At 72.0% G+C, this 24,814-nt stretch carries 19 protein-coding genes and 3 pseudogenes; 16 read left to right on the forward strand and 6 right to left on the reverse strand.

Annotation, left to right across the window (positions count from 1 at the left end):
• A partial coding sequence (locus ACIP98_RS32150; protein ID WP_401979255.1) for a transposase occupies positions 1-768 on the reverse strand: 768 nt, incomplete at its 3' end.
• 372 nt (positions 769-1,140) lie between these two features.
• Here ACIP98_RS32150 and ACIP98_RS32155 point away from each other — a divergent pair.
• Positions 1,141-3,024 carry a DNA/RNA helicase domain-containing protein gene (locus ACIP98_RS32155; protein WP_401979257.1) on the forward strand — a complete coding sequence of 628 codons (1,884 nt, stop codon included), beginning with the start codon at positions 1,141-1,143 and terminating at the stop codon, positions 3,022-3,024.
• A gap of 490 nt (positions 3,025-3,514) precedes the next feature.
• On the opposite strand, the gene ACIP98_RS32160 is transcribed toward ACIP98_RS32155, so the two are convergent.
• Together ACIP98_RS32160 and ACIP98_RS32165 are read right to left on the reverse strand one after the other, a co-directional pair.
• Positions 3,515-3,874 carry a hypothetical protein gene (locus ACIP98_RS32160; RefSeq protein WP_401979258.1) on the reverse strand — a complete coding sequence of 120 codons (360 nt, stop codon included), beginning with the start codon at positions 3,872-3,874 and terminating at the stop codon, positions 3,515-3,517.
• A 106-nt stretch (positions 3,875-3,980) separates the two neighbouring features.
• A complete protein-coding gene (locus ACIP98_RS32165; protein WP_401979259.1) occupies positions 3,981-4,259 on the reverse strand; it encodes a hypothetical protein in 279 nt (92 codons plus the stop codon).
• A gap of 178 nt (positions 4,260-4,437) precedes the next feature.
• Between ACIP98_RS32165 and ACIP98_RS32170 the strand changes: the two genes are divergently transcribed.
• The 4 genes from ACIP98_RS32170 to ACIP98_RS32185 all read left to right on the forward strand — a co-directional run bounded on the left by ACIP98_RS32170 (position 4,438) and on the right by ACIP98_RS32185 (position 8,175).
• A complete protein-coding gene (locus tag ACIP98_RS32170; protein WP_401979261.1) occupies positions 4,438-4,698 on the forward strand; it encodes a GntR family transcriptional regulator in 261 nt (86 codons plus the stop codon).
• 48 nt (positions 4,699-4,746) lie between these two features.
• On the forward strand, positions 4,747-4,992 hold the full coding sequence (locus ACIP98_RS32175; protein ID WP_401979263.1) for a GntR family transcriptional regulator: 246 nt from the start codon (positions 4,747-4,749) through the stop codon (positions 4,990-4,992).
• 697 nt (positions 4,993-5,689) lie between these two features.
• Entirely contained in the window at positions 5,690-7,012 is a 1,323-nt protein-coding gene (locus ACIP98_RS32180) for a replication-relaxation family protein (protein WP_401979265.1), read from the forward strand.
• An 11-nt stretch (positions 7,013-7,023) separates the two neighbouring features.
• The gene (locus tag ACIP98_RS32185; RefSeq protein ID WP_401979266.1) at positions 7,024-8,175 is read left to right on the forward strand and encodes a hypothetical protein; all 1,152 of its coding nucleotides are present in this window, start codon (positions 7,024-7,026) and stop codon (positions 8,173-8,175) included.
• 66 nt (positions 8,176-8,241) lie between these two features.
• Here the strand turns inward: ACIP98_RS32185 and ACIP98_RS32190 are convergent, their stop codons facing one another.
• From ACIP98_RS32190 to ACIP98_RS32200, 3 genes and pseudogenes are all read right to left on the reverse strand, one after another.
• Complete coding sequence (locus tag ACIP98_RS32190; protein ID WP_401979336.1) at positions 8,242-8,595, reverse strand: carbohydrate-binding protein; 354 nt, start codon at positions 8,593-8,595, stop codon at positions 8,242-8,244.
• Positions 8,496-9,710: pseudogene (locus ACIP98_RS32195) on the reverse strand (putative Ig domain-containing protein); the annotation flags it as partial. The pseudogene ACIP98_RS32195 and the gene ACIP98_RS32190, both read right to left, overlap by 100 nt.
• Before the next feature lie 51 nt (positions 9,711-9,761).
• Positions 9,762-10,457, reverse strand: a complete 696-nt coding sequence (locus ACIP98_RS32200; protein ID WP_401979267.1) for a hypothetical protein — start codon at positions 10,455-10,457, stop codon at positions 9,762-9,764.
• A gap of 403 nt (positions 10,458-10,860) precedes the next feature.
• On the opposite strand from ACIP98_RS32200, the gene ACIP98_RS32205 reads away from it, so the two are divergent.
• From ACIP98_RS32205 to ACIP98_RS32255, 11 genes and pseudogenes are all read left to right on the forward strand, one after another.
• Positions 10,861-11,286, forward strand: coding sequence for a CU044_2847 family protein (locus ACIP98_RS32205; protein ID WP_401979269.1), 426 nt, complete (start codon positions 10,861-10,863; stop codon positions 11,284-11,286).
• Positions 11,287-11,391: 105 nt separating this feature from the next.
• Entirely contained in the window at positions 11,392-11,928 is a 537-nt protein-coding gene (locus tag ACIP98_RS32210; RefSeq protein WP_401979338.1) for a trypsin-like peptidase domain-containing protein, read from the forward strand.
• Positions 11,883-12,569 (forward strand): annotated as a pseudogene (locus tag ACIP98_RS32215) (ATP-binding protein); the annotation flags it as partial. The gene ACIP98_RS32210 and the pseudogene ACIP98_RS32215, both read left to right, overlap by 46 nt.
• A gap of 83 nt (positions 12,570-12,652) precedes the next feature.
• The gene (locus ACIP98_RS32220; protein WP_401979270.1) at positions 12,653-13,621 is read left to right on the forward strand and encodes a hypothetical protein; all 969 of its coding nucleotides are present in this window, start codon (positions 12,653-12,655) and stop codon (positions 13,619-13,621) included.
• Entirely contained in the window at positions 13,618-14,190 is a 573-nt protein-coding gene (locus ACIP98_RS32225; protein ID WP_401979271.1) for a hypothetical protein, read from the forward strand. The genes ACIP98_RS32220 and ACIP98_RS32225 overlap by 4 nt, the downstream gene beginning before the upstream one ends.
• Positions 14,191-14,217: 27 nt before the next feature.
• Positions 14,218-15,546 carry a WD40 repeat domain-containing protein gene (locus ACIP98_RS32230; protein ID WP_401979340.1) on the forward strand — a complete coding sequence of 443 codons (1,329 nt, stop codon included), beginning with the start codon at positions 14,218-14,220 and terminating at the stop codon, positions 15,544-15,546.
• Positions 15,547-15,801: 255 nt separating this feature from the next.
• Positions 15,802-17,325 carry a TIGR02677 family protein gene (locus tag ACIP98_RS32235; protein ID WP_401979273.1) on the forward strand — a complete coding sequence of 508 codons (1,524 nt, stop codon included), beginning with the start codon at positions 15,802-15,804 and terminating at the stop codon, positions 17,323-17,325.
• A 61-nt stretch (positions 17,326-17,386) separates the two neighbouring features.
• Entirely contained in the window at positions 17,387-18,811 is a 1,425-nt protein-coding gene (locus ACIP98_RS32240) for a TIGR02678 family protein (protein WP_401979275.1), read from the forward strand.
• Entirely contained in the window at positions 18,808-22,884 is a 4,077-nt protein-coding gene (locus ACIP98_RS32245; protein WP_401979277.1) for a TIGR02680 family protein, read from the forward strand. The genes ACIP98_RS32240 and ACIP98_RS32245 overlap by 4 nt, the downstream gene beginning before the upstream one ends.
• Complete coding sequence (locus ACIP98_RS32250) at positions 22,874-24,127, forward strand: TIGR02679 family protein (RefSeq protein WP_401979279.1); 1,254 nt, start codon at positions 22,874-22,876, stop codon at positions 24,125-24,127. Before ACIP98_RS32245 ends, ACIP98_RS32250 begins: the two co-directional genes overlap by 11 nt.
• A 293-nt stretch (positions 24,128-24,420) precedes the next feature.
• Positions 24,421-24,801 (forward strand): annotated as a pseudogene (locus tag ACIP98_RS32255) (N-acetyltransferase); the annotation flags it as partial.
• Positions 24,802-24,814: the final 13 nt, after the last annotated feature.

Below are 24,814 nucleotides of genomic sequence, written 5' to 3' on the forward strand. Positions count from 1 at the left end.
GCGCTCGGCGGCCAGGAGCAGTGTCACCGCCAGCTCGGCAGTGGGCTCGCCGTGCACGCCGTTCGCCGTGGCGACGCGCGTGCGGGAGGGAAGCACGCCGAGGAAGGGTTCGAGGTAGTCGTGCCCGGAGCTGAGGACCTGAAGGATCTTGAGCCGCTCGGCGCGGTGCAGCAGCCGGTCCAGGATCTCGTGCTGCTCGGCAGGAACGGGCGGGACGACGACGAAGCGCACGTCCCGGGGATGGGACGGGAAGGCCGACCCAGAAGTGGTATGACAGACCGTCGGGCAGAGGGCCGGGAAATTCGCCGGACCGATAGGGAAGCCAGACCGCGCGGCTTTCTCGCATGATTCGCAGGGTGGGATCAAGGGGTCGGTGCAACATCCCAGGTAGAACGGTTGCTGGAGGTGTTGCCGGGTGGCGAGGGTCGGGCGTCCGGGGTTGTCGGACGAGCAGAAGCGCGAGGTGTGGCGGCGATGGCGGGACGGACAGTCGCTGAGTGAGATCGGGCGGGCGCTGGGCAAGGTGCCCGGCTCGATCCACGGGGTGATTGCGGCGAACGGCGGGTACGTTCCGGCGGCCCGCACGGCTCCGGGTGCCGATCCGGAGACCTGGGCGGCGCGGGCCTTCTTCACCCAGCCCCGCAGCGACTCCGAACTGATCCCGAGCTCCCGGGCGACCTCGGTCACCGTCCGGCCTGACGACCGCACGAGCTCGATCGCGTCCCGCTTGTACTCATCCGAGTACCGCTTCGTGTACTTGCTTCCCACCTGGCACTACTTCCTCTGGAACCTCAGATCCCAGTCTCCAGGTGTCCACGATCAAGGGGAAGCTTCACCACTCCGCGGCTCCGGGGGTCGCGTGCGGACCTTCTCGGCCCGCCGGGATGGCCATCGCCGTTCTGGCTAACGGCGACTCCATCAGGTCCGCTCCCGTGGAGAGAGGCAAGCTGCCGCCCCTGCCGACCCGATCAGCGTTCTGAGCGGGTCCTTCCCGCAGAGGAGTGCCTCCGCCATCTGCCGCATGAGTACCCTTAGCCACGTCGTCATAGCGGCCCGACGGGCTTCCGCTCCACCCCGGTGGAGTCTCGAAGGACATGCCCCCACCCGCACGAGTCACTTCGTGCTACCTGGGGGAATTCCTTGCTGCTCCGCGCGTCAGCCAGGACGGTCGCCGTCATGGCCCATGACGGGTCGCTCATCCATCACCTGATCGAGCAGTTCGTCCACATGCACGGCTACCGGCCCGGCACGTCCGAGACGCGATCCTGGGAGCGCAGCATCCCGGCATTGGTCGCGGCGCTCAACGACGCCGGTCTCGGGGACGTGGAGGTCATGCTGGAGTACGCGCTGCCGCTGAACAGTAAGCGCGCCGATGCCGTGCTCGCCGGAGTGCACCCGGTCACCGGGGAGCCGTCCTACGTCGTTGTCGAGCTGAAGCAGTGGAGCCAGGCGGCCCCGCACGACGACGATCCGGAACTGTGCCAGATCGACGCCTATGCGCGACCGGTCCTCAACCCCATCGAGCAAGTGCGGCGTTACTGCGAGTACCTGGTCAATTTCAACGGCGCCCTCGCCGATCATCCGGAGCGAGTCAGCGGCGTGGCGTACCTCCACAACGCCAGCGAGTTCGGAGTGAACGGCCTGCGGGAGATCGAACGGGACGACCGGGGTCTGATGTTCACCGCGGAGGGCCGGGGCGCATTCCTCGACCATCTGCGGAGCAGGTTGAGCAACAGGCGCCCGGGTGCTCGCGCTGCCGACGAGCTCCTGTCCGGGAAGACGGTTCCTTCCAGGCAGCTGATGGCTGTCGCGGCACAGGAGGTACGCGAGCGAGAGCAGTTCGTCCTGCTCGACGAGCAGCAGGTCGCCTACCGCATGGTGCTCAACGCCGTACGCAAGGCGAAGCAGTCCGACCACAAAGAGGTCGTGGTCGTCACCGGTGGGCCCGGCACCGGCAAGAGCGTTATCGCGCTGTCCCTGCTCGGGGAGCTGTACCGGCAGGGTGTCCCGGCCCTGCATGCCACCGGTTCCCAGTCGTTCACGAAGACCATGCGGAAGGTGGCCGGCGCACGCAAGCGCGAGGTGCAGGACCTGTTCAAGTACTTCAACAGCTTCATGACGACCGAGAAGAACACGCTTGACGTGGTGATCTGCGACGAGGCCCACCGCATTCGGGAGACGTCCGCGAATCGCTACACCTCGGCCGCCCATCGCACGGGCAAACCGCAGATCGACGAGCTCCTCGACGTCGCTCGCGTCCCGGTCTTCCTCCTCGACGAGCACCAGGTGGTGCGCCCGGGGGAGATGGGCACGGTTGCCGAGATCAAGGCGGCCGCAGCCCGCAAGGGACTCGCATGCCTTGTCGTCCCGCTGGAAAGCCAGTTCCGCTGCGGTGGCAGCGACGCCTACCTGCGGTGGGTGGTACGGCTCCTGGGCCTGGAACCCGGCGGTTCGGTGACGTGGGAGCCCGACGATCGCATGCAACTGCGGGTCGCGGACAGCCCGGGCGAAATGGAAGCGTTCCTTGAAGAGCGTCGCGCCCAGGGCTACGGCGCTCGCATGTCCGCCGGCTACTGCTGGCCGTGGTCACCGGAGCCCAAGCCCGGCGACCCGCTCCCGGCGGACGTAGTGATCGGCGACTGGGCACGCCCATGGAACCTGCGAGGGGAACGTGCCATCTCCGGGGCGCCCCCGTCCGCCCTCTGGGCGACCGACCCGGCAGGATTCGGACAGATCGGCTGTGTCTACACCGCGCAGGGCTTCGAGTACGACTGGTCCGGCGTCATCATCGGTCCCGACCTTGTCTGGCGCACCGACCGCTGGGTCACCGACCGTACGAAGTCCAAGGACCCGGTCTTCAAGAAGTCCACGCCCGACGCCGACGTGGACCGGCTGATCCGGAACACCTACAAGGTCCTGCTCACACGAGGCATGGTCGGCACCGTGGTGTACGCAACTGACCCGGAGACGCGCGACAAGCTGCGCGAGCTGGTGGGTCTGGAGCGGCAGACTGCCGGCGTCTGACGGAGCGAGGTCCTCTGACAGCGGGTTCTGCGGCGGCCCCGGTCGAAGAGGGGAGCGGCTCACGAGACAGTAGGGCGGCGACCAGGAGCCTCGGCAGGGCTCGGCGCAGGCTGGTGGTCTGCCAGCCTGCGACAGTCGGTCGTCGCGCGCGGACATCACGATGCGCAGGACCTGTGCGCGGAGCCGTGCAGACAGACGACGTATTCATTCTGTGCCTAGGAGTTCTGAGCCCCGCTGAGGCCACGAGACGAACCGGGCACCAGGGCCTTTGTAGCGACCCGGGAGTCCGCAGGCCGCTACAAGGGCCCCTCTGTGTCGGCTGGCTCGCTACGTGCGGTGCAGCCCCGGCATGCAGCGGCGGCACTCGCACGGTGGCCACACGGAGGACTGGAGAGGCCTGAGCTTGTCGCTGCTGTGGAAGCGCAGGAGGCGCCCCCACGTCTGCCCGCCGTCGCGCGATACGCGCATGGTCATCAGCGGAGCTTCGCGCCTAGGCATCGGCGCCTCCGGTCGTCAGGCGCATGCCGCGTGACTCGGCGACCCGCAGTGTGTTCGACAGGACGTCGCAAAGACGTGTCACGACGAAGCGCGATTGGTCCGGGGTCAGTGGCTCAGTAACGGCGAGCATCTGACGAGCAAGCTCAAGCAGGTCTGACGCTGCGGTGAGTTGTTCGCGTTCCATGCTGTCGGCGAGTCGCGCGATCATGCCCTCGGGATTGTCGTCGGGGGTGAAGGCGGGTTTCCCGTCCGGCCCGGCCCACGGGAGCAGTCGCAGACCCGCGATTCCGCGCGCTGGCTCCGCGTCCACGACTGGCAGGCAGCCGGACCACGCGTCGTTGAAGCCGTTCATCTGGTGCCCCTCGTGGTCTGCTGGCAGGACGCAGTAGAGGTAGCGGCGTCCGGTGCCGCCGACTCGCGACCGGGGTGGTGCTGTCCGCAAGACTTCGCAGTCGCGCTCATGCCACGGCCTCCGGCGTGTAGTCGATGCCCGTGGTTGCCAGCACTGCCGCCGTTCGTCGTTCCCGCTGCGCCTGCTGTTCACGGCGCAACTCGAAGGCGACGAGATAGTGGGGCACGAGCGGCAGGTCGTCAGCGTCGATCACCTCGGCCGGGCGCGGTGACCTGTAGGCAGGCAGCGAGGTAGGCAAGGGTTGCGCCGACTGGAGGGCTTCCGCCCGATCACGACCGCGAGCAGGCAGGAACTGCGCAACGAGCGCGGCGATAAGGTGCCACATAGCCGAGACTCCATTTCTCGGTGAGCCCCGGTACGGAAGTAGCCGCTTCCTGCCGGGGCGTTTTGTTGTCTGGGCGAACAAGTCTAGCGAATAGTAGGTAGTGGTGGGTAGTGGTGGGTAGTGGTAGGTAGTAGTGCTGGGTAATGCGTGGTCGCGAGTGGCGGCTTACGGTCGACGCGTGGACAAGATCAGTGCCGACTCACCCGAATATGTGTACGAGCAACTTGCTGCGATTCTTGAGCGCAAGATTCGTTCCGGTGAGTACGCACCGGGCGCGCGCCTGCCGGGCGAACTTGTGATGACGCACGACTACGGGGTTGGTCCGGGCACTGTTCGCCGCGCGCTGAGCATCCTTCGGGACGCCGGGCTTGTGATCACTCGGCCGGCGCGCGGAACCTTCGTCGCCGACCCGCTGCCTCCGGCAAACCCGTCCACGTAATGCTCAGGATGGCCGCCGGTCAACCAGCACGGGCGGGCGCCTTCTGGCGTGATCATTGAGCGGATGATGGGCGGCACCTATCCGTCCGGCGGCGAGGTCCCTAGCACGGTCCAGATTGCGGTCGAGTTCGGCGTGGTCGACTCGCTGGCGCAGCGGACCATTGAGCGGGTACGTGCTGACAGGTTGACGCGCTTCGAGACGGCCACGGGCACGTTCGTGCTGAGGCCGGAGGAGCGGGACGGGCCGTGGACAGGCACTGTTGCCGCACTGACCCGGGCCGGACGCCGCAGATGATGATGGCCCCAAGGCGGCCCGTCCTCCATGTGCCCACCGGAACCTTCGAGGACGATGGAGTTCTCAGTGAGAGGACCAATAGGTAAACCGGCCCCTGTGTCTTCACGGTGTCCGACGCTCGGCTGATGCAAAGTGTGGCCGCCTGCTCGTCGCGCAGCGTCGCGAACCGCCGGGGCGCTCAGTGCACTGTCCCCGACGATACTCACCGACCACCGCCTCACAGTCAGCCCTGGAGGGTGAGTGCGGCCGCAGTGTTCGGTGAGTTCCCAGGCGGGCGGCAACTTCCGTCGTACTTTAGGCGGGCACTGAGGTGCCTGTGCTCCTGTCCGGTCGCTGCCTGCAGTTGCCGTCGCCGCGTACAAACGCCCCTACAGCGGTCCCTACACCCCGCCCTACGGTGACTTTCCCCGTCGTGTGAAGGGTTTCTGCAGGTCAGTCCGTGTATTGGTTGGTCGCGGGTGGCTCGACAACCCCTTTGCTCCTGCTGTTTCTGGTCTTGTATGTCAGTGGGGGGTGGTGGAGTGGTCGTGCAGGGGCTGTGAGGTGGGGCCCCGGGTGCCCGCCCAGCCCTGGATGTCCGGCTGGCGCCGTGCGGCGCGGACGTTGGGGTGCGGCACTGGGGGCGGTGGGGAGGGAGAGCTCGATGGCGGGTGCGAAGCGGTGGCGATTCGGGTCGACGGCGCGGACGCGGAGTCTGGTGCTGGTCGCGCTGGGGGTGGTGAAGGTCGCCACGGCTGCGCAGTTACGGCAGTTGGTCCTGCCGGGCACTGCCGACGGGCAGACCGTCCGCAACGCGTGCAAGGACCTCCGAGATGCCGGGCTGTTGGAATCGGTCGGCAAGATGACCGGCTTGAATCCGTCGGGGCGGCCGGTCAGCGAGCAGTTGTGGAATCTCACCACGGCCGGATTAGCCGCGGCTGCCACCGAGCTGGACCGGCCGCTCGCAGAGATGGGCGGTACAGCGCAGGCGGCAGCCAGGGCCGGCGCGGCGCACGCGGTGAAGGTGACCGACACCATCGATGCGTTCCTACAGTCGCCGTCGGAGCTGACCAAGCCGGTTGTGCGCCGGGGTGTACCGCTCGCTGCAGGGCCGACGAGGCTGATGCCCGTCAGGCCTCCCGGGCTGGGCACACTTCACGGCTGGCACACCGAGGTAGCTCTCCCCATCAGCGGCACGTTCACCACGCCGGGCAAGGGCAGTCTGCGCGCCGACGCGGTCCTCACCGCGCCGGAGGACGGGGTGCCAGTGCTGTTCGTGGAGGTCGACAACGGCACCGAGCCACCGGCCAAGGTGGCAGACAAGATCGTTCGCTACCGCCGGTTCTTCCAGCGCACCGCGAAGGACCCCAGCGGGCAGCAAATCCCCCTGTGGTCAACCATCTGGCGGGCCTCCGGTCGCGACGGATACCCGCCGGTGGCGTTCGTGTTCACCAAGCAGGTCGGGCCCAAGGCACAGCAAGCACGCATACAAGAGGTCGTCCGCCTCTCACGCGAGCACTGGCAGGGTCAGTGGTGTTATGGGCGCCACATCGAGAACACCGCGGAGAGCGACGACTACTGGGACTACACGGACGCTGTGCCCGTGCTGGCCACCACACTCGACGAGCTGCGCCAGAACGGCCCTCGCGCGGCGATCTGGTGGCGCTTCGGCCACGGCTCAGGGCAAGTGCTCGCCGATGCGCTGGACAACCCGGACGACCGCCGGGCTTTCGAAGGCCGAGAGGAACAACGTCTTGCCGCACAGCGGGCCGCCTGGGCGGAGGAAGAGCGCCGCGAGGAGGAAGAGTACCGGCGATGGCGTGCCTCACTGCGGTCCTGCTCGACTTGCGGCAGCAAGTTCGACCCGGAGGATGGCCCCGACCCGGCGCGTGGCGACGAGTGCCCGCACTGTCGCATGCAACGCGAGCGCGCTGCGGCCGAGCAAGCCGAAGCGGAGGCCGAACGGGAACGCGCACAGTGCGAGCGGCGTTTGGACGGGTGGTTCGGCTGGTTCTACGCTTTGCGTGACCAGGATCGGTAGGCTCCGGGAGCGTGAGCGAGTACCAGTACTACGAGTTCCTCGCGCTTGATCGGCCCTTGGACGAGGACGAGGTCGGGCAGGTACGGGCGTTGTCCACTCGTGCCGACATCACCGCGACCCGCTTCGTCAACGAGTACCACTGGGGCGACTTCAAAGGCGATCCGACAAAGCTGGTCGAGCGGCTCTATGACGCCCACCTGTACTACGCGAACTGGGGCAGCCGCCGTCTCCTCCTGCGCCTGCCTGCTGGGTCGCTCACGGCCAAGGAAGCAACCGCGTACGCCATGGACGACGCGCTCAGTGTTTGGACCCGGTCCGGACAGACACTGCTGGACTTCTCCGTGTCCTCGGAGGACGGCGGCGAGTGCGAATTCGAGACCTCCTACACGCTCTCGGCCTTCGTGGGGCTGCGCGCCGAACTCGCGGCGGGAGACCTGCGGCCACTGTATGTGGCATGGCTTGCCGGGCTCACCGTTTGGGAGCTGGCGGAGGACGACGAGGAGAACTACGCCCGCGCGGTCGAGCCGCCCGTTCCTGCGGGACTGGCCTCGCTCTCCGGTCCGCAGCGGGCTCTCGCGGACTTCCTCGGCGTCGACGCGGACCTGCTGGCGGTTGCCGCCGAGGCCAGCCGGCCCGCCACCGCGGACGTCGTGGACCGCACGGCTCTGGCCGCCTTCATCGCCGGTCTGCCCGCCGCCGACAAGGACGCCCTGCTGGTCGAGGCCGCCCTGGGCCCGGTATCCCCAGGGCCTGGACTCCTGGCTCGCTATCGGGCGGCCGTCACCGTCCCCGGCCCGCGTGACGAAATCGGGCGGCGTACCGCGGCCGAGCTCCTCGACACTGCCTACCGCCGTCGTACCGACCGCAGGCAGAAAGAGCAGACTGCCCGGGTACGCGCCGACGCCGAAGCGCAGGAAGCGGGCTTGCACAAGGTCGCTCAGGGCACCGAAGAGGCGTGGCGCGAGGTCGATGGCCTGATCGCCCAGAAGAAGGCCAGCGCCTACGACGCCGCCGTCGTGATCCTGGGAGACCTGCGCGCTCTGGAGGCCCACGCCGGCGGCACCGCCGACTTCGACCGGCGGGTTGGTGAACTGCGGGCCGCTCACCGGGGCAAGCCGTCCCTCATGCAGCGCTTCGACGGGATGGGGATTCCGCGTTCCTGACGGGCGGCGTGGCGCCCGCCGTCACCCCCGCCGCGCGCGGGGGAGTGACGGCGGGCCGCCCGGGCCCTACGACAGGCGGAAGTAGTCGATGTTGAAGCCGCCCGTCTCGCAGAAGAGCCTGACCGTCTGGTCGCCCGCCGCGAGGCTGACCGGGACGTGCACGGACTGGTACGAGCCCCAGCCGTTTGTGTTCGGGACGGAGGCTGTGGCCAGTGTCGTGCCGCCCGCGTCGCGGAAGGACAGCGCGTCCGGGACGGCCGCCCGCCGCCTGTGGCGACGCGGAGTTCCAGGTCGTACGTGCCGGGCTTCGGGACGTCGACCCCGTAGTCCAGCCAGTTGCCTGCCGCCGTCCAGCCGACGTTCGCGCCGCCGCTCGCCGCCGGGTTGGACTCGATGAAGTTGGCGCCGCCCGACGTCCAGCCGTGCTGGGCCGCGTACGACTCCGCCTCGACTCGGACCCCGACCGGTGCGCTGTGCGGGCGCACCGTCACGTGCAGCGTCACCTTCGTGCGCGCGGTGCCGTCGGTGACGTACACCGTCACATCGTGCTCGCCGGCCACGGTCGGGTTGACCGTCACCACTCCCGTCGCGGGGTCGACCGTGATGCCGTCCGGGAGGTCGGTCGCGTAGAAGGCGAGCCGGTCGCCGTCGCGGTCGGTGGCCTTGAGGGGGACCTGCAGCGTTCCGTACTGGTCCGCCACCACGTCCGGCACGGGGGCCACCACCGGCGCCCTGTTGTGCGGGTTGCGGGGGAGGTGCTGCTTCCACTGGTACGTGGCGTACGAGTGCGCCGGGACCGTCACCGCGAACGACCGATCGGCGAGCACGACCCGCACCGTGGAGTCCGTGCTGTTGGCGTTGCCCAGGACCGCCGTGAACCGGTCGGGGCCGTGCCGGTAGACGACGTTGCTCACGCCGTCCGCCGTGGTGCTCGACTCCAGCCGGACGTCGCCGGGCGTCAGGTACTTGGCGAACTGCCCCATGGCGTAGAGCTCGTCGCGGACCGTGAAGTCCTTGGTCGCCGTGTTCACCTTGACCAGGCGGTCCGGCCACTTGGTGGTCGCGGCGACCTCGTCCCAGTCGACGTTGTTGTCCCGGGCGGGCGTCCAGTGGAGCGTGCCGCCGTCCTGGTCGGTGGTCTGCGCCCACATGACGTACGAGCTCGCGTCGAGGCGGAAGTAGTTCAGGATCGTCGCCGCGGACAGGTCGCTGGTCTCGGTCATGTGGACCGGCTTGCCCGTCTGCTCGAACGCGTCGCGCATCACCGTCGGGTCGCCCCAGTAGGGGTGGAAGGCCACGGCGTCCGTCGCGTTCAGGACCTGTCGGCCGGTCACGGACCCGTCCGGGGCGTCGTTGAAGATGCGGTAGTAGTTCTTGGTCGCCGTGCTGTTCGGGTCGCGCCAGTCCCAGAAGTTGAAGTCGTGGACGTACAGCCCTGTGTTCAAGCCGGCCCGGTGCAGGGCCTTCTTGATCGCGAGGGCGAGCTTCTGCTGCTGGGCGACGCTGATGTCCATGGCCGGGTAGACGACATCCATGCCGGGCTCGTTCAGCAGGGTCAGGGCGCCGACGCGGATGCCGTGCCGGGCTTACGCCTGGACGAACTTCACGTAGTAGCGGGCGAAGACGTCGATGCAGTCGTCCCGGAGCTTGCCGACCTGGTAGTAGTCCGTCGTGCTGCCGGGCTTGAGCGCGACCTCGCCCGTGAACTGGTTGTTCGTCTTCATCCACGCCGGGGCGCTCCACGCGGACCCGAAGAAGGTGGCCTTCGGGTTGTAGCGCTGGATCAGCTTGATGGTGTCGATGATGTGCAGGTCGATGTCGCGCTGAATGGAGAAGTGCTTCAGCTGGAAGTCGTCGGTCATGCCGGCCGGAAGGTCGTCCTCCGACCAGAACGGCAGGTGCTCGATGAGGTCGGGGCTGCCGATCGTGAGGCGGAACCGGTTCAGGCCCGCCCCTGTCTTCGGGTCGACGAGCAGCCGGACGGCCTCCTCGCGCTCGGCGGGAGTGAGCTTCCACAGATTGGACACGCTCGTCTCGTCCAGGGAGAACCCGATCCCCGAGTACGTCTGGCGCGTGGTGCTCGGGTCGACGACCACGGTCGCGTCGGCGGGAGCGCCCGGGTTCACCGCCGGCGCAGGCTGCCACGCGTGGTCGGCGCCCGTGGAGTAGGTGCCCGTCACGGAGGGGCCGCGACGGGGGACGGCGGCCGGGGCCGCCGACTCCGTGCCGACGAGAACGACCAAGGTGAGCGCTGCGGCTGCCCCGATGAGGGAACGTCTCACGATGTTTTTCCTTTCGCTCTGCTGGGATGCGCCGGTCGTACGTGATCCCGGTCCAGCGGCTGCCCGCGGCGGCCGAGGAGGGCGTGTCCGGGGATCCTGTGCAACCCGCTTCTGGCAGGGGTTCGTTCGGACGGTTCCGCCCTTCCGTCACCCGGGTCCGTCCCACGGTCCGGTGACGGCTGTCCGTGCTTGGAGTGCTGGTAAGCGCTCTCCTTCCTCGGGACGCGAGCAGATCCAAACAGCTTGACCATGTTCTGTCAAGGCATGAATTAAGGCGTGAGGAAAGTGCTCGTGTCCCCCGTGGGTACGGTCCGTGACGGGTGCCCGTGAGGGGTGCCCGTGGCGGGGCGCGTCGCATCCCCTGTCTCCGTGTGACGCTCAAATCCCCTTGCACAAAGCCTTGTTGACGCTCGCTACGATCGCTGCCCTCTGCCCCGCAGCGAAGGAGGACCCCAAGGCCGACCGGTCCGTGCACACCGTCGACGTGCCCCTGGGCGACGGCAGTGACGAGGTGGTGCGGGTCCAGATCCGCGAGGTGGACGAGAGCCTGGTCCGGGTCGGGCGCGGCAGCCGCGCCGTGCCGCGGGCGGAACGGACCCTCGGCCAGATGCTGGACACCGTGCGGCCCGTCGCGGACAGCTTCGTCGGGCGGTTCCGCGGGATGGTGAACGCCCCGGACGAGGTGACCCTCGAATTCGGCGTCTCCATCTCGGCCGAGGCGGACGTCGTGATCGCCAGCACCGCCACCGCGGCCAACTTCGCCGTCACCCTGACCTGGAACAGGGGTGACCAGTCAGGTCCCAACGGCCATACTCCACAGGAGAGTTGATCGGAGGCGGCAGTGACGGCAGTGACGGCAGGGGCGACGGGGACAGGGACGGGAACGGGGCCCGGGCCCGGCTCGCGCAGCCCCGAAGAAGCACTGGCCGCCGCCGTGGTCCGGGTCAAGGGCCCCGACGGCGAGATCGCCGGCGCCGGCTTCCTCGTCGCCCCCGACCTCGTCCTGACCTGCGCCCACGTGGTGAACGACGCCCTCGCACGGCCCCGCGACGAGGAGGTCGCGGCAGGCGCCGGGGTCCTGGTCGACCTGCCCTTCGCCGAGGGCGGCGGCCCGGCCGAGGTCGAGCGCTGGGTGCCGGTGCGGGAGGACCAGACCGGCGACATCGCCGTCCTGCGGCTGCGCGCGCAGACCCCCGCGGCCCACCCGCTGTACATGGCGACACCGAGCGCGTGTGGGGCCACGACGTCCGCGTGCCCGGCTTCCCGTACCGCTCCCCGGGCGGCGTCTGGCACTACGGACGGCTGCGCGGCGTCACCGCCGAGGGCTGGGTGCAGCTGTCCCAGGCGGATCCGCACGGCGTGCCCGTCGAGGAGGGCTTCAGCGGCAGCCCGGTCTGGGACGAGCAACTGCGCTCCGTGGCCGGGATGGTCGTCGTGGTCCAGCCCGGCGGGGTCCCGCAGAGCTATCTGATCCCCACCCGCACGCTCGTCGCGGAACTGCCGGAACTGGCACCCGTGGTCCGCCCCGCGTCGCCGTACCGCGGCCTGTCGGCGTTCCAGGAGGCCGACTCCGAGGTCCACTTCGGCCGCGAGGACGACCTCAACGACGTCACCGCCCTGGTCGCCGGCTCCCATCCCTGCGTCACCCTCGTCGGACCCTCCGGCTGCGGCAAGTCCTCGCTCGCCCGCGCGGGCGTCGCACCGCGGATGCGTGAGCGCGGCCATGCCGTCCTCGTGGCGCGCCCCGGCGAGGACGCCTCCCTGCCGGCGGCGCTCGCCTCGGAACTCGTCACCGCCGTACGTCCCGGACTGTCCGGAGCCGCGAGAGTGCGGGAGGTGCGGCAGCTGGAGGACCTCCTCGCGGAGCGCGGGCTCATGGACGCCCTTCGGATGGCCGGCGGGCCGGCGGAGCGGCAGCTGCTCGTCGTCCTCGACCAGGGCGAGGAGCTGCTCGCCGGACCGGACCGCGAGATCGAGGAGGCCGTCCGGCTGCTGTTCCCCACGCGCCGGCCCGAAGGGCTGCGCGTGCTGGTCACCCTCAGGTCGGACGTCACGGACGCGGCCCTCAGCCATCCGCTCCTCGGCCCCGCACTCGGCTGCGGCCAGGTGCGGCTGCTCGCCCCCATGACCCGCGCGCAGCTGGAGCAGGTGATCCGCAGCCCCCTGCGGCTGACACCCGCCGTGACGTCGAGCGGATGCTGGACGACGCGGGGGACGGCCCCGGCGCGCTGCCGCTGCTCGGTTTCGTCATGGCCCAGCTGTGGGACGGGCAGCTCGGGGGACGGCTGCGATTCGAGACCTACCGCGAAGTGGGCGGCGTCCAGGGGGCGTTGGGCCGGTATGCCGAGACCGCCTGGCGCGGTTGCGTCCGCGAGGACGACGAGGCCGAGGCTATGCGGCTGCTCACCGACCTCGTCCGGTTCCTGCCGGGCGGCGATGTCCCGATGCGCAATGTGGTGAGAAGGGAGGATGCCGGCCCCGAGCGGTGGCCGATCGCGACCGCGCTCGCCGAGCGGCGGCTGCTCGTACTGCGCGGCGGCGGTGAGGCGGTGACCGCCGAGCTCGCCCACGAGGCACTGATCGGCGCCTGGACGCGGCTCGAGGAGCGCGTGCGTCAGGACCGCGCGATCCTGGCCTGGCGGGCGGAGCTGCGGCACGACGTGGAGCGCGGGCAGCTTCTGGAGGGTGAACGGCTCGCGGAGGCGGAGCCGTGGGTGGCCCGCCGGGGCCCCGTACTGACCGACGCGGAACGGCAGTTTGTCGGCGCCTCGGTCGCGCGGCGGACGGCGCGGGAGGAGCGGGCACGGCGGCGGGCGCGGCGCAAGCGCTGGTCCGTCGCCGGACTCGCGGTCCTGACCGCGCTCGCGGTGGTCGCCTCCGGGCTGTTCTTCCGGCGCAACGCGCAGCTCGACGGACAACTGCGGCGGGCGGCCTCCAAGCAGCTCGCGGGGCGGGCCGCGCAGCTCGACGACGTGTCGGTGGTGACCTCGGCGCTGTTCTCGGCGGCGGCCTACCGGACCGCCCAGGAGCCGGAGGCCCGTACCGCGCTGATCAGCCAGTATCTGCGGCTGCGCCACGTGGACCGGGTGGTCTGGGACAACCACGCCCCGGTGCGTGATGTCGCGATGATGCCGTCGGCCTGGGGCTCGGCGCGGACGAGGTGAAGAAGAACGGCCTGCCCGCCGGATCGAGGATCGTCGCGCTCTCACCCGACGGGCGCATGTCCGCGCGGGCCTCGGTCCACGGGCAGGTCTCCGTGGGAATCGGGCCGGACGCCGCCGGCAAGTGGCGCACGGTGATCCTGCGGGGCGTCGACGCGGCACGGAAGAACGCCCGCGCCCCGGTTGACCTGCGCTTCGACGCGACCGGGCGCAGGGTGCTCGCCGTGCTGCCCGGTGAAGGGGTCCTGGTCTGGGAGTCCGAGAGCGGCCGGCGCGTGGGCAGGCCCCTGCTCGCCCCGAAGGGCTGGGAGACGGCCCAGGCGTGGTTCGGCCCGGACGGGACCGTGATCGGCCGGATCGCCCAGGAAGGCGCGGCCGAAGGCACCCAGGGTCGCCTGGTGCGCTGGACCCTCGCCGACGGCCGGCGCGCCACACCGTGGGGCACGGACCTGACCGGTGCCGTCACGGTCAGCGGCGACGGCCGGACGCTGGTGCGGTGCACCCCGGACGGGGCCCTTCAGTCCTGGGACCTGACCGGCGGCCCGAAGCCGCGCTACCAGTACACCACCTAACAACTGGGCCTGGTCTGCCCGTTGAACGTGCCGCGCCTGGACCGGACCGGCCGGTTCCTCATCAACCCGGTGCAGCGCTTCGGCGCCTCGCTCGGCCGGTTCCGGTTCCTGGTGTTCGACCTGGTCCAGGGGCACGCCGGTACCTTCGACCTGCCCGCGCCCGCACAACAGGACGCCTCGTTCACCGGCGAGTCCCAGCTGCCCGCCGTGTCGCTCACCGGACCGCCGGGCGAGCTCCGGGCCACGGTCGGCGTCGCGGGGTCGGTGATGGTCGCGCGCGTCCTGGAGCCGTCCGCGTTCGACACCACCATGCTCACCGCCCGGATCAGGACTGTCGACGCCGACCACGATCGCGTCCTCAGTGTCGACGCCGACGGCAACGGACTGCGCCTGTGGGACCTGCGGACGCACCGGATGCTGGCCGCGGTGCGGCCGTCCCGTCCGCTGGCCGCCCTGTACGCCGCGTTCAGCCCGGACGGCACCCGGGTCCTCACGACGCCGGCGGACGGCAGCACCGTCCTGGTCTGGGAGGTGGGCGCGGACAGCCTGCGCGAGCGGGACCGGATCGACCTGCCACGGCCGCCGGACATCGACCCCACGGACCCCGATCCGCGCTCCGGGCGCTCCCCGGCGTGGGTCGACGTCACCTTCGACGGCCCGGACCACGTGGTGATCTCCGCGCTGTCCTACGTCGAGCGATGGGACCTGGTCCAGGGACGCGAAGTGGGCACGGCCTACCGGCCCAGGGCCCAGGAGCCCACTGAGGTCTCGATCGCCGCCGCCGGCACCTGGGCCGTGGCCCGCCCGGGGCACGGGCAGGCGGCGGTACGCACCCCCGCCGGGACATCCGACGTCGTCATCTGGGACTTCGACGAGGGCCGGGAGGTCGATTCGCTCAACGTCGGCGGGTCCGACGCCGTCAAGCAACTGGGCTTCGACCCGATGGGACGGCTCCTCGCGGTGCTCACCTACGACGGCGCCGTCCGGATCTGGGACATGGACAAGCCGGGCAAGGACAAGTGGCTGAAGCCGCTGACGTACCGGGGCGTCCAATGGCTGAGCGCCTTCTCGTCGCAGTCCACGCTGAGCACCCAGAGCACGCAGAACGAGTACACCGCCTGGGACGTCAGCGGCGGCACCGAGCGCTACCACTTCACACCCGGGTACGGAGCGACCGCCGATCTGACGGCGGACGGCGCGTCGATGGGCCTGGTCGATGGGTCCGACGGCTACGTCCTCGCGCTCGACCCGGAGCGGTGGCTGCACAAGCTGTGCGCGGTGGCGGGGCGGGGCCTCACGGCGGGGGAGAAGGCCCTGACCCCGTCGGGCAGCCGGACGGACCAGGTCTGCGACTGAGCGTCTTCAGCGTCGCCTCTCCAGGGTGAGGACGGCGCTGACTGCTGACGCCAGGCGGTTGGGGGTGCGCGGGCGTGAGGGAAGATGCGCCGGCGCTCGAGAGATCGCCCACGGTCCATGTGCTCACGTCCACGGTGGGGAACCGATCATGTGCGGTCACGTTCCGGCGCGATGAGGGCGCCGTCCCATGCACCCGTCCGGGTGCGGCAGACTGGTGTCCGCCCGTGCTGAGAAACCAGGAAAGCCGCCGCATCCGTGCATGACGAGCCCGACGTCCCCGATGCCGCATCCGAGGGTGCGTTCGGTATCGACGCCTTCACCCTCGACGACCGATTGCGGCTGTTCCACTTCGCCGCCGCCGAGAAGCGCGGCGACTACCTCTGGCTGCTGCGCGCCTTCGACCGCGGGCGGGCCAACTACCAGGTGCTGCTGCATGCTTCGGAGGCCGCCGGGCTGCTGGAACGGATCGCCGCCGACCACCCCGCCGCCGCGGCCGTGGGCGACGTGCAGTCGCTGCTCGACGCGCTCGCCGACTGGCGGATCCTGGACCGCTCGTACGACGGGACACGCGCGGCGAACCTCGCGGAGTACCGCAACCGCCACTACGTCTACCAGTTCACCCAGGCCGGATACCGGGCGTACCGGGCCGTGGAGGACGTGCTCGGCGCGCGGCTTGAGGACGCCCAGCTGTCCCGGCTCGTCTTCCCGGACGTCCTGGCGGATCTGCACGCGCTTGCCGAGGCCAACACCGCCGGTGACGCCGAGGAGGTGTACCGCAAGCTCGGCCGCCTGGACTCCGTGCTGAACGAGATGGCGCAGCGCGCCGCCCGCTTCTACCTCATGCTGGGCGATCTGGCGCGCACCAACGACACCCGGCCCGAGGTGTTCCTCACCCACAAGGACACTCTGCTGGCGCACATGCGCGAGTTCACCGCCGAGCTGGGCCGGTACGCCCCGCTGCTGGCCGAGGCCGTCGAGAAGACCGCCGCCACCGGTGTGGAGCGCATGGTCGAGTATGCCGCCGAGGCCGACGAGCGGCTCTTCCGCAGCCCCGCCGAGCGCCTCGCGGACTGGCGGCACCGGTGGGAGGGCATCGTCCACTGGTTCGCCGAGCGCGAGCACAGCGAGGCCGAGCGACTGCAGGACGCCACCGTCACCGCCATCCGCTCCGTCCTCGCCCTGCTGCGACGGGTCACCGAGGCCCGGCGCGGCGGGGTGAGCCGGGAGAGCCAACTACGCCACCTCGCACAGTGGTTCACCTCGTGCGAAAGCGACGAGGACGCGCACGCCCTGTTCCAGGCGGTCTTCGGGCTCGGCGCGCCCCGCCATGCCGGCGTGCCGTACGCCGACCCCGAGCAGATCCCCGGCCGTGCGTCCTGGTGGGACGCCGAGCCGGTGGAGCTGGCCCGCACCTTGGTGCAGTCCGGCCGCACCCCCGCCCTGCACGGTCCCGGGCGCATCGAACGCAACGACGCGCAGCGGGCCCGGCTGCGCGCCGGGCAGCTGCAGGAACAGGCCGAGCGCAGGGACGCCGCCGCCCACCTGGCGGCGGACGGGGTGTACAGCAGGACACTCGGGGAGGCCGAGACGCGGGCGCTGCTCGCCCTGCTGGACGTGGCGCTGGCCGCCCGGGTTCCCGCCAGCCGCACCGTCGCCGCCGCATCCGGGTCCGCCCACGGCGTACGCCTCACCCTCACACCCGCCGAGGGTTCCACCACCGTCGACACCGTTCGTGGACGGCTCCACCTGGACGGGCTGCGCCTGGAGGTCACCGCATGAGCGAGCGAACGACGCAATTGCGCGCGCCGGGCGCGCGCCCGACCGAGGGGAGCGAGGCCGCATGAGCCGCGTCGCCGAGGACGTCTCCCCGCTCGAACTCGCCGACTACCAGAAGGCCGTACGGCTGGTCCTGCGGTATTCGCTGATCACGGCCGGGTACCCGGACACCGCCGCCCTGCCCCTCGTGCGCCGCTGGGCGGAGCAACTGCGCACCGACCTGATGGAGACGCTCGGCTACCGGCTGATCACCACCGCCGACACCGCCCGGCTGCAGCGCACCCAGGACAGCCTGGACCCCACCCGCCCCGCCCTCACCCGCGCGGGCCGCCCCTTCGACCGCCGCCGCTACGCCTACCTGGCGCTCACCCTCGCCGCTCTGGGCCGCCACGGCGCGCAGGTCGCCCTCGGCGAACTGGCCGAGGCGGTCGCCGCCGACGCCGCGCGCATCGACGGGCTCGGTCTGGACACCACCCGCAAGGCCGACCGGGACGCGTTCGTGGACGCCGTCACCTGGCTCACCGAACGCGGCGCGCTCACCATCGCCGACGGTTCCGCAACCGCCTGGGCCGGCGACCCCGAACGCGCCGAGGCCCTGTACGACATCGACCGCGAGATCCTCACCGCCGTCCACCACCCCACCCGCGTCCTGCAGCACCTGACCTCGGTCACCGCGCTGCTGGGCTCCGGCAGCGCGCTGAGCATGTCGGCGGGCCGCGCCGCCCAGCGCCGCGACCAGGCCCGCCGCGCCCGCCGCCTGGTGCTGGAGAACCCGGTCGCGTACTACGCCGACACCGACCCCGACCTCGTCGGCCAACTGCGCGCCCCCGCCCTCACCGAGGACCTGGAACGCCTGACCGGGCTGGCGGTGGAGCGCAGGGCCGAGGGCGTCGCCCTGATCGACACCTCGGGGCGACTGTCCGACATCCGCTTTCCCGGCGGCGGCACGGTCGCGCAGGCCGCCCTGCTGCTCGGTGCCCGGATCAGCGCGGCCGCACAGCGCACCGGACGGCACGCCCCGGAACTGCTGTCCGCGCCCACCGCCGCCGAACGCCTCGCGGCCCACGCCCGGCGCATCGACGACGCCCTCCCGGCGCCGGGAGCCCCGGGCGTACCGGGAGAACCGGAGCCGGACGAGCCGAGGGCTTCCCCGTACGAGGCGCAGGAGGAGCCGCTGGCGGAGGTCCGCCATCCCTTCGTCACCGACTCCTGGCTGCGCGGCAGGCTCAAGGAGATCATCGGCGAGTACGGCGCGGGCTTCTCCGCCGACCTGCGCGGCGACCCGGACCGGCTGCTCGACCAGGCCCTCGGCCTGCTGGCCGCCATGTCGCTGATCGCGCGCGTCGACGGCGGCGCCCTCGCCCTGCCGCTGCTGGCCCGCTACCGCGGCGTCACCGCCCAGGTGAAGACCCGTGCACCCGCCAGGCCACAGGACCGGCCCGACCCCGCACCCACCTCCGACGACCTCGTGAAGGACCCGACGCAGTGAGCATCCCCGCTCAGGCCCCCGCCCCGCGCTCCCGTTATGTCCCGACCCGCGCCGGGATCGTCAACCTATGGGACTACCGGGACGAGGAGTTCTCCTTCGCGAGCGGCTGGCTGGTGCTGCGCGGTCCCAACGGATCCGGCAAGACCAAGGCCCTCGAAGTCCTCTTCCCCTTCGTCCTCGACGGCCGGATCGACCCCAAGCGGCTCAACCCGTTCGCCGCCGAGGACCGCACCATGAAGTCCAACCTGCTCTTCCGCGGGCAGGACAGCGCGCTCGGCTACGTCTGGATCGAGTTCACCCACTCCACCACCGGCCAGGCCGTCACGTGCGGCATCGGACTGCACGCCCAGCGCCACCGGGACACCCCGGCCCGCTGGCACTTCGTCACCGAAGGCCGGGTCGGCCAGGACTTCTCCCTGCTCACCGACGACGACCGGCCGATGACCAAGAAGCAGCTCGCGGCCGAACTCGGACACGAGCTGATCGTCTCGGCGACCGACTACCGCGCTGCCGTCGACCGCCGCCTGTTCGGCCTCGGCCAGGAACGGTACGAGCAGCTGCTCACCCTGATCCTCACGCTGCGCCGCCCGCAGCTCGCCAAGAACCTCGACCCGGCCAAGCTGTCCGACACCCTCAGCGAGGGCCTGCGCCCGCTCGACGACGACCTGATCGCCGAAGCCGCCCGCTCCTTCGACGACATGGAGTCCGTCCAGCGCACCCTGGAGGGCCTGACCGCCGCCGACGACGCCACCCGGGCCTTCCTGCTCAGCTACTCCACCTATCTCCGAGTCCACGCCCGCACCGCCGCCGACCGGCTCACCACCCGCCGCGCCGAGACCGCCGACCGCACCGCCGCGCTGCACACCGCCGACGAGGAGTTGGCGGCGGCCCGCGAGCGGCAGGCCGCCGCCGGAACACGCGCGGAAGGCGCCGACGCCGCGCTGGCCGCCCAGCGCGCCCGCCTGGAGCAGCTCCGCGCGTCCGCCGCCTACCAGGCCGTCGAGCAGCTCGCCGACCTGGAACGTCTGGTACGCACCTGCGAGCACACGGCCCGCCAGGCGGCGGCCGAACGCGCACGCCGCACCGCCGCCACCGGCCGCGCCCGCGCCGACGCGGAGCGGGCCGAGCGCCTCGCCGCCGAACTCGACGCCGCAGTCTCCCGCGACGCCGCCGCCGTCGCCGACCACGCCCACGCCGCGGGCATCCCCTGGAGCCCCGCCGACGCCGGACCCGACTGGATCGCGGAGCGCTCCGCGGCACTCGCCGCCGCCCGCCAGGAGGGCGTACGGGCCGTGCGCACCGCCCAGCAGGCCTGCCGCGCCGCCGAGCAGACCCGCGACCTGGCCCGGGCCGCACTCGACCGCGCCCAGGAAGCCGTCGCGGCGGCCGAAACCGCCGAAGCCGACACCGAGTCGGCGGTGGAGTCCGCCCGCGAACAGGCCCGCACCGCGCTCGGCCAGTGGCAGGCGGCCCACGGCACGCTCCTCCCGCCGGACGGTGCCGACCGGCTTGCCGAAGCCCTGGAGCGCACCGGGGAGCCCGAGGCGGCCGGCCTCACCGACGTCTTCGCCGAGGCCACCGCCCCGGCCGTGCAGGAACTGCGCGACACCCTCGCCTCGCTGCGCGCCCAGGCCGCCGACGTCGAACACCGCCGCGCCGAGACCGAGGCCGAGCGCGACCGGATCGCCGCCGAGCACGACGACGCCCCACCCCCGGCCCGCGGCCGCACCGCCGACCGGACGCAGCGCCACGGCGCACCGCTGTGGCAACTCGTCGACTTCACCGACGACCTGAGCGACAGCCGGCGCGCCGGGCTGGAAGCCGCTCTGGAGGCCTCCGGCCTCCTCGACGCCCTCATCACCGCCGAGGACACCGACGTGCCCGCCGGATGCGGCGACGGCTACCTGCGCGCGGGCGAACCGGTGAGCGGCCCGAGCCTGGCCGACCTGCTGCGGCCCGAGGACGGCACCGCCCTGCCCGCCGAGCGGATCACCGCCGTACTGCGCTCCGTCGCCATCACCTCCGGCACCCCGCAGATCAGCCCGGACGGCCGGTACGCGGCCGGAGTGCTGATCGGCGCGCACAGCAAGGAGCACGCCGAGTACGTCGGGGCCACCGCCCGCGAGCGCCGCCGCGCCGCCCGGATCGCCGCGTGCGAGGAGCGGATCGCCGAACTCACCGCAGCACTCGACGAACTGGCCCGCACCCGCACCCGCACCGAAAGCGCCCTGGAGGCCTGGGCCGACGCCCGCGCCGCCCTGCCCCGCACCGGCGGCATCACCCGGGCGCTGCGCGAGCTCGACCGGGCGGCGGCCGCCCTGCGCGCCACCCGCGAGGCCGCCGACACCGCGCAGGGCTCGTACGACGAAGCCGTCGCCGCCGGCTCGGCCGCACACCGCGCCCTGCAGCGCGCCGCCGCCGAGCACGGTATCCCCGCCGACCGGACCGACGCCGTCGAAACCGCCGTCCGGGCCTTCGAGCAGGCGGTACGCGACCTGGCCGCCCGGCGCCGCGAACACACCGGGCAGCGCGAGGCCGCCCGGGCCGCCGCCGACCGGCTCACCGCCGCCGCCGAGGACGAGGAGGCCGCGGCGGACGCCGAACGCTCCGCACGCCGCCGCCACACCGAGGAGGCGGCCAAGCTCGACGCCCTTCAGGAGGCCGTCGGGGCCGAGGCGCAGGACGTGATGCGTCAGGTGCAGGAGACCGAGGACGGCATCGACACCCTGGCCCGGGAGGCCGAGGCGGCCCGTGCCGCCCAGCACACCGCGATCGCGGCCACCGCCGCCGCCGAGGCCCGCGCCACAGCAGCAGCCGAGGCCCGGGCGGTCGCCGCAGCCGAGGAGAAGGACACCGCCCGGGGGCTGCGCCCGTACGCCGCCCGGGAACTGCTGGACATCCTGCGCTGCCCGCCGGGCCTGGCCTGGCCGGCGCAGGAGGCCGACTGGACCGGCGACGACCTGCCGCCCGCCGTGGCCGCCGTGCACCAGGCCATCCTGGCCGCCACCCGCGACCTGGCGCCCACCGAGAGCAGCATCAAGCAGTCCGTCACCCGCCTCACCCGGGCCCTGGACGACCTTCAGGCCCAACTCGCCGCCGCAGGACAGGACTACCGGCCCGAATGGGACGGCTCCGACGGCGTCATCCTGGTGCGCGTCGCCGACGAGGAGGGCCCGCTGCCCGTCGCCTCCTTCGCCGAGAAGATCGCCGCCCACCGCCGCGACCAGGCCGAACTCCTCAGCGACTCCGAGCAGCGCATCCTGGAGGACGCCCTGCTCACCCGGCTCGCCCAGCAGATCCACGACCGCACCGTCGACGCCCGCGACCTGATCCGGCGGATGAACACCGACATGCGCAGCCGCACCATGTCCTCGGGCACGACCGTCGGCGTCAGCTGGCTGCTCGCGGACCATCTCGACGACGAGCAGCGCGCCGTCTGCGCCCTCCTCGACGCCGACGCCGCCCGGCTCGGCCCCGACGGGCTGACCCGGACGCGCACCCACTTCGCCACGCAGATCAAGAACGCCCGCGCCCGCCACCGCGACCTGCCCTACCGCGACCTGCTCACCCAGGTGCTGGACTACCGGCGCTGGCGGCAGTTCGCGTTCCAGCTGGTACGCCCCGACAAGTCCGAGGAGAAGCTCACCCGCGCCCGGCACAGTCGCCTGTCGGGCGGCGAGCAGTCCGTCTCGCTGCACCTGCCGCTGTTCGCCGCCGCGCACGCCATGCTCAACTCCGCCCACCCCCATGCCCCGCGGCTGCTCGCCCTCGACGAGGCGTTCGCGGGCGTCGACGACACCGGACGGGGCGAACTGATGTCGCTGGCCGCCCAGTTCGACCTCGACCTGTTCATGACCGGGTACGACCTGTGGGCCGCGCACGCCGCCGTGCCCGCCGCCGCCCACTACGACCTCGCCCACTCGGCGATCGACCACACCGTCTCCGCGCTGCTGCTCGTCTGGGACGGCGCGCGGCTGCTCGCCGACGACACCGGCGATCTGACCGCCGCCCTCGGCTCGCCCGGCACCCGGCGCGTCCCGCCCGCCCAGCGGGAGGCCGCCGTTGCCGGATGAGGGCGGACCGGCGGCATACGAGGAGCTGCGCGGCGACGGCTGGGCCCGGCTGCTGGCCGCGGCCCGGCGCAGGCTGGAGCGGACCGGCGGCGCGCTGGACGGCGACATCGGACTGACCGCGCCCGCCGAGAGCGAACGCCGCACCGTCATCGGCATCACCGGCCGCTACCGGCCCGAGACCGTGCGGCGCCTGACCGTGCCGCTGCACGACCTGGACGCGTACCTGCGCCACCGATACGGCACCGGCCTGACGCAGACCCTCGCCCGCCTCGACGGCCCGCTGCGCGACCGGCCCGCCGAACGCGCCGCCGAGGACACCCGCCGCGCGGCGGCGCTGGACTCCGCCCGCTCCAGCCGGCTCGCCGCTCACACCTGGTTCACCCGATGGCTGGACCGGATCGCCGCCGACGGCACCCTCACCCGCCTGGTGCGCCGCGCCGACGCACCCCTGCTCGGAGCCGCCGTCCGCGTCCTGGAAGCGCTTCCCGAGGACCCCGCACGCATCGCGCCGCTGCCGGTGCTCGCCGAACGGGCCACCGGCGACACCAAGTCTCTCGCCTCCGGCACTCCGCTGGAACAGCTCGTGCTGCGCGCGCTGGCCGAACGCGGGGACGGCGAGGTCCCGCGCGACCGGGCGGGACGGCGCGTCCTGTGGGAGAGCGCCGGAGTCATCGCCGACGACCTCGCCAGCCAGGTCCTGGTCCTCAACGCCGGCGCCAGGGGCGACAGTCCGGTGTGCCGCTGGCTGCGCGAGGCCGCCGACGCCGCCATCCCCTTCCGGCTCACCCTCCACCAGCTCGCCTCCGCCCCCGACCCGGTCATCCCGGCCGCCCGCACCGTCTTCGTCTGCGAGAACCCGGCCGTACTGCGAGCCGCGGCCGCCGAACTGCGGGAGACCGGTGCCGCCCTGGTCTGCACCGAGGGCGTACCGTCCGCCGCTTGTCACCGGCTCCTCGGCGACGCCGCCAGCGCCGGCGTGCGGCTGTACTGGCGTGCCGACTTCGACTGGCCGGGCCTGCGCATCACCGCCGCCGCCCTGGCCCGCCACGGCGCCCGGACCTGGCGGATGACCGCGGCCGACTACACCGCCGCCCTCGGCCATGGCGAGTCGACCCCCCTGGCCGGACCACCCGCGCACAGTCCCTGGGACCCCGGACTCGCTCAGGCCATGACCGGCTCCGGCCGCGCGGTCATGGAGGAACGCCTCCTGCCCCTGCTCCTGTCCGACCTCGCCCGCACCTGATGCGCCGAACGATCCGCGGTCATCGGGCCGGAGGCGGACCTGCCCGATGCCACCGACGGCGCGCGGAGCGGCCGGGGTCGGCGAGCTGACCCGCATCCTGTCCGCCCACGAGCGCGAGATCCCGCAGAGCCCCTCGTCGCCGAGGTCGCCGGCGCCCTCCAGGAACTGATCGGCGCACCCGAACGCCAGGTAGCCGCCATGAACGACGAACTGCAGCAGCGGCCCACCTCCACCGGAACGAAGCCGCGCATGGTGCGGCGGCCCTCCCGCAAGGCCCCCCGCCGGACTCTCACTGGCAGCCTGGCGAGCTGGGCGGGGACGACTTCCGCCGGATCATGGAAAGTGGGGAGGTATGGCTCGCGGAGGCTGCCGATCGTGCGGTCGGGGCTTGGTAGCTCTGGTGGGAGGACGACGACGCCTGGGGGCCGCAGCCGCCGACGGCCGGCTGTGTGCACCGGCTGATGGTGGACCGCACAAGCGTCCCTCCTGGGACAGGGCGGCAGCTCCTGCCCGTCGCGGAGCGACGCGTGGCCGAGGACCTGGTCGGCGACGCCCGGGCCGCGGAGTGCCCCAGGACACCCAGCGCGCCACCGGCCCGGCGGAGCGTGGACAATGGCCGGACCGCTCCGGGCCGCCATCTCCGAGGTCGAAGCGGGGACAGCGTTCGCGGTTGACGAGAGGCCCGGC

The sequence above is a fragment of the Streptomyces sp. NPDC088354 genome (assembly GCF_044753585.1).
In the GTDB taxonomy this organism is placed as follows: Bacteria; Actinomycetota; Actinomycetes; order Streptomycetales; family Streptomycetaceae; genus Actinacidiphila.

Bases quoted from the DNA above. Each gene is read 5' to 3' on its own strand.
- ACIP98_RS32160 (WP_401979258.1), bottom strand. From the start codon at position 3,874: ATGAACGGCTTCAACGACGCGTGGTCCGGCTGCCTGCCAGTCGTGGAC.
- ACIP98_RS32165 (WP_401979259.1), bottom strand. From the start codon at position 4,259: ATGTGGCACCTTATCGCCGCGCTCGTTGCGCAGTTCCTGCCTGCTCGC.
- ACIP98_RS32220 (WP_401979270.1), top strand. From the start codon at position 12,653: ATGCTGGACGACGCGGGGGACGGCCCCGGCGCGCTGCCGCTGCTCGGT.
- ACIP98_RS32240 (WP_401979275.1), top strand. From the start codon at position 17,387: ATGAGCCGCGTCGCCGAGGACGTCTCCCCGCTCGAACTCGCCGACTAC.